This is a genomic window from Prosthecobacter sp., assembly GCF_029946185.1.
In the GTDB taxonomy this organism is placed as follows: Bacteria; Verrucomicrobiota; Verrucomicrobiia; order Verrucomicrobiales; family Verrucomicrobiaceae; genus Prosthecobacter.
Genome location: NZ_JAQSEA010000317.1, coordinates 1 through 9,775, shown reverse-complemented (window position 1 = coordinate 9,775; position 9,775 = coordinate 1). Strand labels below are relative to the sequence as shown.

At 59.7% G+C, this 9,775-nt stretch carries 8 protein-coding genes; 5 read left to right on the top strand and 3 right to left on the bottom strand.

Annotation, left to right across the window (positions count from 1 at the left end; all coding sequences use genetic code 11):
- The first annotated feature begins 47 nt into the window (after positions 1-47).
- Genes PSV43_RS26095 through PSV43_RS26080 form a run of 4 tightly spaced genes read left to right on the top strand, consistent with a single transcriptional unit; the run spans position 48 to position 2,939 of the window.
- The gene (locus PSV43_RS26095) at positions 48-776 is read left to right on the top strand and encodes an SDR family NAD(P)-dependent oxidoreductase (RefSeq protein WP_300204802.1); all 729 of its coding nucleotides are present in this window, start codon (positions 48-50) and stop codon (positions 774-776) included.
- 35 nt (positions 777-811) lie between these two features.
- Positions 812-1,066: a phosphopantetheine-binding protein gene (locus tag PSV43_RS26090; protein WP_294395900.1), complete on the top strand. Its 255-nt coding sequence runs from the start codon at positions 812-814 to the stop codon at positions 1,064-1,066.
- A 23-nt stretch (positions 1,067-1,089) separates the two neighbouring features.
- Positions 1,090-2,100, top strand: a complete 1,011-nt coding sequence (locus tag PSV43_RS26085; protein WP_300204796.1) for a lysylphosphatidylglycerol synthase transmembrane domain-containing protein — start codon at positions 1,090-1,092, stop codon at positions 2,098-2,100.
- Positions 2,097-2,939, top strand: a complete 843-nt coding sequence (locus PSV43_RS26080) for a patatin-like phospholipase family protein (protein ID WP_300204793.1) — start codon at positions 2,097-2,099, stop codon at positions 2,937-2,939. Before PSV43_RS26085 ends, PSV43_RS26080 begins: the two co-directional genes overlap by 4 nt.
- Here the strand turns inward: PSV43_RS26080 and mfd are convergent, their stop codons facing one another.
- Complete coding sequence (gene mfd, locus PSV43_RS26075; protein ID WP_300204790.1) at positions 2,940-6,068, bottom strand: transcription-repair coupling factor; 3,129 nt, start codon at positions 6,066-6,068, stop codon at positions 2,940-2,942.
- Between the two features lie 165 nt (positions 6,069-6,233).
- Complete coding sequence (locus PSV43_RS26070; RefSeq protein ID WP_300204787.1) at positions 6,234-6,881, bottom strand: hypothetical protein; 648 nt, start codon at positions 6,879-6,881, stop codon at positions 6,234-6,236.
- Positions 6,882-7,006: 125 nt separating this feature from the next.
- Here PSV43_RS26070 and PSV43_RS26065 point away from each other — a divergent pair, with 125 nt between their 5' ends.
- Positions 7,007-8,365 (top strand): Gfo/Idh/MocA family oxidoreductase, encoded by a 1,359-nt coding sequence (locus PSV43_RS26065; protein WP_300204785.1) that lies wholly within the window; start codon positions 7,007-7,009, stop codon positions 8,363-8,365.
- Positions 8,366-8,446: 81 nt separating this feature from the next.
- On the opposite strand, the gene PSV43_RS26060 is transcribed toward PSV43_RS26065, so the two are convergent.
- The coding region (locus PSV43_RS26060) for a VCBS repeat-containing protein (protein WP_300204782.1) at positions 8,447-9,775 on the bottom strand (1,329 nt) is incomplete at its 5' end.

The window sequence follows — 9,775 nt, the reverse complement described above, 5'->3', positions numbered from 1 at the left end:
CGATGAAGTGACTTGCAACTCCTTCTGGCGGACTGCAAAGCTTTAGGATGAGTCGTAGTATTTTGATCACTGGCGCGAATGGGGCGCTGGGCCTTGCCATCGCTGAATTCTTCCTGACACGGGAGGAAGGCTGCCATGTCTTTCTCGGTGTGCGGGAGCGGCGGGAGCGGGCGCAGGAGCTGGCGGCACGATTTTCAGGCCGCGCACATTTACTCACACTCGAAATCACCTCCCCAGACGAATGGAAGGCAGCTTTGATTGAAATAGAAAAAATAGCCTCGCCGCTGGGCGTCCTGATCAACAACGCGGGCTTCCATGAAGACGCGCTGCTGGCCAACATGCCGCTGGACCAGTGGTCGCGCGTTTTAGATGCCAATCTGAACGCCGTCTTCCACGGCTGCCAGGCGGTGCTGCCCGGGATGATGCGGGAGCGGCAGGGGCGGATCGTGAACATCGCCTCACTCAGCGCCATTTCCTCGCCAGCGGGGCAGACCAACTACGCCGCCGCCAAGGCTGGAGTGATCGGCCTGACGCAGAGTCTGGCTAAAGAATCTGCTCGCATGGGGATCACCGTAAATGCCGTCTGCCCCGGCTATATTGAGGGAGGCCTGCCGTCCGACTGGACGCCGGAACACCTCAAAGCGCTCAAAATGCAGCTCCCTATGCGACGCTTTGCCAAGCCATCTGAGGTTGCAGCAGCCGTTTTCTTCCTTGCTAGCGCGGATGCGAGCTATATCACTGGTTCGACCCTAAAAATTGACGGGGGGCTCCTTTAGCCTACCCTGAGCACCCTACGCCACGTATCACCTGCATGCCGACCCGCCAGCGCCTCAAAGAACTTATGATCAGCGAACTCATGCTCGACATGGCCGCAGATGAAATCGGCGATGACACCCCTCTCTTTGGTCCCGCAGGCATCGGCCTCGACTCCGTGGATGCCTTGCAGCTTGTGGTGATGATCGAAAAACATTTTGGCTTTAAAATGGCCGACCAAGATCAGGCGAAGCGCATTCTGCAAAGTGTGAACACGATCGCCGAGGCCGTGGACCAGAAAGCAGCGGCGTAATTCCTCTGCCATAGCACTGCGTTTTGAAACGCTTCGTCTCCATTTTCCTGCGCCTGCTGATCAGCGGTGTGCTGCTCGTGCTGCTGTTTCGAGAGCATGACCTCTTCGCGGACATCGTGCCGCGTCTGCGTGCGCTGCTGACGAACTGGCCGTGGACGCTCGCCGGGGTCACCTTTGCGTTTCTCACGCTTTTTCTGACCGCCGTGCGCTGGCACATCATTCTGCGCGGCCAGGTGCCCGACCTGCCGTTCAGCATCGTGATGCGCACGGAAATCATCAGCGCCTTTTTCAACATCAGCTCCGTCGGCGTGGTGGGTGGGGACACCTACAAGATCATGTCACTCTCCCGACGCCTGCCCGGACAGACGATGCCGGTGAGCGTGTCTCTTGTGCTGGATCATCTCACCGGACTCATCTCGGTGGCCTTTTTGTTCTCCGTCTGCATGATGGCAAGGGCCTCGCACTGGAATGAAGTTGGCCCTGATCTGCGCATGCTGATCACCGGCTATGCCATGTACGTCGGCGGAGCGCTGGTGGGCCTCTTTCTCAGCTGGCTTTCCTTCAAACCCAGCCTGCTGGCGTGGGGGCTGCGCACGTTTCCGCGGACGATGGGCAATCCCAGGCTTGCGGCTCTCATCGCACGACTGACGAGGGTACATGAGGTCTTTGAGCGGCTGTGGAAGCGCACGCTTTCCGCCATGGTCGTTTCCATCGGCATGCATGTGACGTTTTTTATGAGCTTTTACTGCGGCCTGCGGGCGGTGGGCGGCGCGGCACCGGTGCTGGATGTGCTGACGGCCATGCCAATCGTCGATGCTGCGGCGTCCCTACCGGTTTCCATCTCCGGGCTTGGCGTGCGTGAGCGCACGTTCGAGGCTCTGCTCGCAGGTTTGGCGAACGTGCCTGAGGCCGTCGGGGTCTCCGCCTCTTTGGCCGGCTGGATCTTCAATCTGTTCTGGGGCATTGTGGGCGGCGTGATGTTCCTGCGCGCCAAACATACCGCCATCATCCAGCCGGAGGCGCAGTGCGCATGAGTGAACCATCCCGCATCGCCATCTCACTCGGAGCCTCGTTCATGGGCTATGCCACGCATGCGGGCTTTATGGCAAGGCTGCATGCGCTCGGGGTGCGGCCGGTTGCTATCGGGGGCTCTTCAGCAGGTGCCATCACCGCTGGTTTGTACGCCGCAGGACTGGAGCAGGAAGTCATCCGGCAGGCTGTGCTCAGCCCGCGTCTCTATCTATCCTTTGCCAAGCGTACGATCTGGTTCTGGCACCAGTTCATCAACAGCCTCATGCATCGGCATCCCGGCTTTTTCGACCCCCGGGGAGCGATTGCCCATTTTGAATCAGTCGTCGGTACGCGAAACATCGAATCTCTGTCGAATCCGCAGTTGCTGATAGCCTTGAGCGATTTGTCAGATCATGAGACCCTCTTCGTTCGCAGCGGGTCGCTGGCCACAGCGATGGCCGCCAGCTCCTGTGTGCCGATGCTCTTCACGCCGCTGGAGTTTGAGGGCCGCATGTGCACCGACGGCGGCGTGGCGCATGAATCACCGATCGACCCGTGGTTCACGGATGACGGCATCGATCACATCATCATTCACCGCGTCATCCAGCCGCCCGGCAAGCCACCGATGATGCCTCTGCACCGACTGATGGCGACCATCGCCGCGACGCATGCGTCCATGAACCGCCAGATTCTGAACGACCGCATTGAGCTGGCGCGGCTGCATGGCAAAAAACTCACGATCATCACCACGAACCATGCGCGCCCTTCGCCGTTTTTTCCTGGACGGCTCAAGCAGTGTTACGAGCTTGGGGATGTCACGGCGCAGCAGCTCTTCGACACCCATCTCGCGGGCTCTTTCTGATCACAGCGTTCGCAGCATCGCCAGCGTCTCGGAGAGCTGCTTGAAACCTTCGCGTGAGGCGAGGCGCGGGAATTTGCCCTGGATCATGACGAACTTGCCGTTGCGCATGAGCATGAGTTTGCGGTCTTTGATTTCGACATCGCTGATGCCAGCGTGCGCTGCGGCCAGGCGAATGGAGGCGCAGGTGAGCAGGTTTTGCACGGCATGGGGCAGCTTTTCGCCGAACTGATCACGCCACTGCGATTCAAGCTCTTCGAGCTCCTTGCGCGTCATGATTTCGCCAACTTGGCGGTAGGCGGTGATGCGGAGCTTGAGGTCTTCGATGAAGGTGGAGGGCAGGAAGGCCGGGGTGGCGGTTTTTTCCGCCTGCACCATCATGGCTTCGTTCATGACGAGGAAATCTGAACGCAGGCCGACTTCGACGGGGCGCGCCACGCGGCGGCCCTGCATGCGGGCGACGCTTTGCTTGAGCATCTGGCAGTACAGATCAAACCCGACGGCGGCGATGTGGCCACTCTGCTCAGTGCCGAGCAGATTGCCCGCGCCACGAATTTCCAGATCGCGCAGGGCGATTTTGAAGCCGCTGCCGAGTCCGGCGTATTGCTTGATGGCATTCACGCGCTTACGCGCATCGCCTGCGGTCACCGCATCCTGCGGCAGCAGCAGATAGGCATGCGCCTGAACGCCACCACGACCGACGCGACCACGGAGCTGATAAAGATCCGCCAGTCCGAAGCGGTCTGCACGATCAATGATGATGGTGTTAGCATTGGGGATATCGACACCGCTTTCGATGATGGTGGTGCAGACGAGCACATCGGCCCCGCCATCGACGAATGTGTGCATCACATCCTCCAGCAGCTCGCTCTCCATCTGGCCGTGGCCGATGATGACACGGGCTTTCGGGCAGAGATCACGAATGCGTTGCGCGACTTTCTCGATGGTCATCACGCGGTTGTGCAGGAAGAAGACCTGCCCGCCGCGCTCGATCTCCGCTTCGACGGCCTGCTTGATCGTGCGCTCATCGTAGGGGCAGATCATCGTCTGCACGGCCTGCTTGTTCGGCGGTGGTGTCTCGATGGTGCTCATGTCGCGCATGCCCATGAGCGCGAGATAAAGCGTGCGTGGAATTGGCGTGGCGCTGAGCGTGAGCACATCGACGAGGCGGAAGAGGTCTTTGAATTTTTCTTTGTGCTTCACCCCGAAGCGCTGCTCCTCATCGATCACGGCGAGACCGAGATTTTTAAAGCGCACGTCTTTGGAAATGACCCGGTGCGTGCCGATGACGATGTCCACCGTGCCCTCGGTGATACCCTTTAAAATCTCGCGCTCCCGGTTCGGGGGAGTGAGGCGGCAGAGCATTTCGACCGACACGGGAAACTCGCTCATGCGCTGGCGGATGTTTTCCCAATGCTGGCGTGCCAGCACCGTCGTGGGCACGAGGATGGCCACCTGACGGCCGCCCATGACGGCTTTGAAAGCGGCACGAATAGCGACCTCCGTTTTGCCGAAGCCGACGTCAGCGCAGAGCAGGCGGTCCATGGGTTTTTCAGCCTCCATGTCGCGTTTGATCTCTTCCACGCTGCGGAGCTGATCCGGAGTTTCACGGTACAAGAACGATTCCTCGAACTCGACCTGCCACTTGGTGTCCGGCTGGTGGGAATAGGCCTTCAGCGTCTGCCGTTCCGCCGCAACGCTGAGCATGCGTACGGCGAAGTCCTCGACGCTTTTCTCCGCGCTCTTGCGCGTCTTCTGCCAGCGAGCCTCGCTGAGCTTGCTCAAGGCAGGTGCCTTGCCGCCGACGCCCACGTAACGCGTGACCATGTGCGTGTGGGCCACCGGCACAAAGACCTTCGCACCTTCGGCATAATGCAGCACCAGCACTTCTTCGCGCTTGCCCGAATCACGAACCTCTACGCCGCCGTAACGAGCGACACCGTGCTCGGCATGGACGACGATGTCGCCTTCACGCAGGTCGCGCATCACATCGCGTGCTTTGCGCAGCACTTCGGCTTCATCGAGTTTCGAGCCGCGCACACGGCGGATGTGCTGATGACGGCCAAAAATCTCCGCGCCGGTCAGCACCGCCAGTTTGGCCGCTGGGACGGTGAAGCCCCGATAGAGCAGGCCCAGTTTCGTTTCGAGCGAGGCAGGCAGGCCGCTTTGCAGTTCAGCGAAACGTTCTCGTTCCGCTTCGTTGTGAAAGAAAATGACCGAACGCCAGCCGTCATCATGCCATTCGCGGATCTGTTTGGCGAAGTGCTCACGCCGCGCCTCATGCAGCACAAAGTCGGATGCATCGAAGACCCCGAGCGGGTTCTCATGAATGGCGGCGGAATAATCTTCCACGCCTTCGACGGGCGCGGCACCGCTGAGGATGGAGGCATGCGCCTCGGCTTCGCAGTCGATGGTGACGATGAAATCGTCCTGATGCAGATGCTCGCGCACCCGCGAGACGTCATCCGCATTGTCGCTCATCTGCAGAATGACGCCCACACTTTCCAGCCGCTTGATGGAGGACTGATTGTGTAGATCGAAGGCACGGATCGATTCGATCTCGTCGTCGAAAAATTCCAGCCGCAGCGGTTCCTCCGCCTGCCAGGAGAAGAAGTCCAGGATGCCGCCGCGGCGGGCGAACTGACCGCGCTCAGTGACAACGGGCACACGCTCATAGCCTGCCTCGCTCAGATCACGCAGCAGTACCTCCACATCCAGCTTTGCGCCGACGGTGAGCGTGCGGCGCTGGCTGGTGATCTCGGCCAGTGCAGGCGCTGGCTCGTCCAGACTATCTGCACACAGCACCATGACGGGTGCGTCTCCTTCCATCATGCGACCAAGGACGCCCGCACGTTCCGCGAGCAGTTCGGGGTCGATCAAGGCATCGTTCACGACCTGGCCGAGACGCGGAAAATACAGCGCGGGGCACTGCCACACGCCGAGTTCGGCATGCACATGGTCCTGCGTCTTCACGTCTGCGCAGAGAATCCACACGCGCCGCCCTGGCTTAGTCTTTTCTGCATGCCGGACCATCAGAGCTGCCGCAAAGCCGAAGGACTGCGGCGTGACGTGATCAAGGATAATTTCCTTTTCGCCCATCTTCCGCTTAAACTCCGCTGAAGCCAGGGTCACATCCACCAGCCCGAGTGCATCCCCCCGCGCACGCAAAGGCGGCGGTTTACTGTGGCGGATGGAAGCTCGTTTGGCGGGAGGCAAAAGAAACGCCGGGCTGAAGTGGCCCGACGTGTATATCAACTCGTGCGACAGCGAAGATCAAGAGGCAAGGGCCCTGATTGATCAATAAGCGATTAATCCAGGGCTGGTCGCATAAGAATAAACTTCCTTGCCATCCTTCGTGAATTTGAGGGCAAATCCCGCGAGTTGATCTGATTTACCACCTTCGCCGCTGGTAAAATAATAACCCGCCTTGGGGCGCAGGCGGACGACTTCAACAGCCTTCGTTTGAATCAAGCCCGTCTCGTTCCTGGGAAGACCCATCAACTTATCGACACCCGAGGCGACAACCTTGGCAGGAGTCCGGCCATTCGCACCAGCCTCCTTCATGTAGATCGAATAGTTCAAAGTAACTCCCTCGACACCCATGGCGGACATGTTACGAATTGAGATGACATAAAACCAATTTTCCAGGGTGCCTTCGGAGCCGCCGCCCTCGACCTTCTTTTCATCCTGCTTTTTCTTCGTGTAGCGCACTTCAAAAACGTGCTTCACGTTTGCTGCGGCATATTCACGGATGAATTTCTGATCTCCGGCTGAAAAAATCGAGACATTGGCCGTGATTGCACGGCCATCAGACGCCCTTTTGAGCGTGACTTGATCGTTTGTGGCGGAGACGATCTCCGCATCAAGCTTCCGGCCTTGAAGATCGGTGAATTCGTGTGCTCGAAGAGCCGCTGCACCAACCAGCGCAAAGATGAAGAAGATCACAGTTTTTTTCATAGGAATACAAACGTGTTTATTGAATACAGAGTAGTAAATCACGCGCCTATTCGCCAACAAAAATTTGGTCTTTTTAAGATGTAGAAGAATCACCCGGGTTCGTTTACCCGGGTATGAACCCCCAGTCCTCCCGCCGCCGTTTCCTCCAGCAAGGCTCCGCCGCCGCCACAGCACTGGGCTTTCCCACTTTGATCCCTGCTTCCGCCTTGGGAAAAAATGGTGCGGTGGCACCTTCAAACCGCACCACGCTGGCACTGATCGGCTGTGGCGGACGCGGGACGGATGTGGTGAAGAATTTCCTGCAGGACGAACGGGTGCAAGTCATCGCGGTGTGTGATGTCGAACGCGAGTCTGACCGCTACAACAAGGGTATCATCAAAAAGGCGGGAACGCTGGGTCGAGAACCGGCGAGGCGTCTGGTGGACAAAACCTACGGCACGCAGGGCTGCGCCACGCATGAGGATTTCCGCGAGGTGCTGGCGCGCAAGGACATCGATGCGGTGCAGATCGCCACGCCAGACCACTGGCATGCGCTGATGGCTGTGGCGGCGGCACGGGCGGGGAAAAGTATCTACTGCGAGAAGCCGCTGAGCCTGACCGTGGCGCAGGGCCGGTTCATGAGCGATGTGGTACGAGACTGCAAGGTCGTCTGGCAGACGGGCAGCCAGCAGCGCAGTGACATCCATTTCCGCATGGCATGCGAGTACGTGCGCAATGGCAGGATCGGCAAGCTGAAACAAATCCGCGTCGGACTGGCGAGCGACAACCGCGACAACAACGGCAGTGCCTCACAAACCGCGCCTGCGTCAGTGCCGGAGGGATTGAACTACGATTTCTGGCTCGGCCCCGCGCCTGAAGCACCGTTTTGTCCGGCACGGCTGCACTCCAACTGGCGCTGGATTTACGACTACTCCGGCGGCAACATCACCGACTTCGGCGCGCATCATCTCGACATCGTGCAGTGGGCGCTGGGGCAGGATGAGAGCGGCCCGACCGAGTTCTTCGACCTCAAGGCCACGTGGCCCGCGCCCGGCGGGCTTTACACCACGCCACCGACATTCTCCTTCGCCTGTAGCTACGAAGATGGCACCACGGTGCGAGTGGCGGACAAGCAGGACTTCGGTTCCGGCATCTCGTTTGAAGGCGAAGGCGGCAGCGTGCTCTGCACCCGGGGCAAGCTGGAGATCAAGCCCGATGCGCTGCGCAAGCCGCTGGCCGCAAGCGATGTGCGCCTCTACGAGAGCAAAGACCACTTTCGCAATTTCATCGATGCCATCCAAGACGGCGTGAAACCTGCCGCACCCATCGAGTATGCACACCGCAGCATCACCATCGCGCATCTGGCCAACATAGCTTTGCGGCTGAACCGCTCCAAATTGCGCTGGGATCCGGCGAAAGAGCAGATCCTTGAAGATGCGGAGGCCGCTTCGATGCTGACGCGGCCCATGCGTGGACCGTGGCAACTGGTGTAGTTGCTTGGTGTGGTGGATTCCACGTCATGGCTCGTCACTACTCAGCGCGCGGCACAACGCATGAGGAAAGCAACCTCAGGGCTACTTTGCCTGTGGATTCTTCAGATAGTACAGATGCCCGTCCTCGGCACCACCCACAAAATCTGGCAGGCCATCGGCGTTGAAATCCACGGTGGTGGGGCTCACGTCGTGGCCTTCGATGTTGGCTCCGGAGAGGAGACCCATGTCGGCGAAGAACCAATTACCATCGGCGCTGGAGGTCTGGCGGATGAAGTTGGCGTTGGCGGAGTTGAGCAGGATGTCGAGCTTGCCGTCCTGGTCCCAGTCCATGATGCAGATTTTGCGACGACCGCTTTTTCCGGCGATGCCGGCATTGAGGCGCAACGGTTCACCGGGCTTCATGGCGACGGGGGTTTTCACTTTAAGAGACTTGTCGGCGGGGCCAGAAGCTGGTGCTTCCTGTGCGGCGCATAGCACGCGCTGCGGGTGTTTGAGGATGAGTTTGCCGTCTTTTTTCGCGCGCTCAAAGAAGGCGAGGTAGCCTTCCTGATCGAGCATGACGAGATCGGTGAGGCCGTCCTTGTTCCAATCGACAGCGACTGGCGTGGTGCGCCACTGGGTGAGGAGGGCTTTGCCTTCGGGACGGAGCCAGCCGTAGGCGAGTGTGGGCTGTGGGCCATTCCATTCGACGTCCACCGATTGCGCGGCGGCGAGCTTCGGCTTTTGGCGGGTGCCGATGTTTTTGTACCACTCGACTTTGCCGAGGATGGAGTTCATCAGGAGGTCGGGGAGGCCATCGCCATCCCAGTCGGCCACGGTCTGCGTGGTGTAGCCCCATTTCGCCTCGCAGGGGCCTTGGATGGAACCATTGGGGCCGGCCATCGGGCGAATGACTTTGCCTGCGGCTTCGAGACGCACGGGTGCAGCCCACTTCGGCTGCTCCACGCCTTTGCCGCTGAGATTTTCAATGAAGGCGATGTTGCCCGACGTATTGCCGCAGATGATGTCCGTGTCGCCATCGCCGTCCCAGTCGAAGCCGACGGGGGTGGCGAGCGAGCCGAACTTCACCTGATCCGCCTCCTGCTGGAAGTAGCGCGGCTCAGCAAAGACGGGTGCTTTGTTGTCGAATTTGCCGGTGTTTTCGATGAAGGCCACGCGGCCATCTTCGTCGCCACAGATGAGATCGAGATCGCCGTCCTTGTCCCAGTCAATCGCGGTGGGCGTGATCATTTCGAGATCCATGGTGAGATAGCGACCGGTGTCGGCCTTCAGACGTACGCTGAGTTCATACTTCGGCTTGGTGCGCGTGCCGGTGTTTTGAAAGTAGGTGAAGCCGTCGAGGAATTCGCCGCAGAGCAAATCGAGATCGCCATCGCCATCGAAGTCCGCGAAGTTCGGTGAAGGCCAGCC

Excerpts from the sequence above, each read along its gene's own strand:
- PSV43_RS26095 (WP_300204802.1), top strand. The coding sequence starts at position 48 with ATGAGTCGTAGTATTTTGATCACTGGCGCGAATGGGGCGCTGGGCCTT.
- PSV43_RS26080 (WP_300204793.1), top strand. The coding sequence starts at position 2,097 with ATGAGTGAACCATCCCGCATCGCCATCTCACTCGGAGCCTCGTTCATG.
- PSV43_RS26065 (WP_300204785.1), top strand. The coding sequence starts at position 7,007 with ATGAACCCCCAGTCCTCCCGCCGCCGTTTCCTCCAGCAAGGCTCCGCC.
- PSV43_RS26090 (WP_294395900.1), top strand. The coding sequence starts at position 812 with ATGCCGACCCGCCAGCGCCTCAAAGAACTTATGATCAGCGAACTCATG.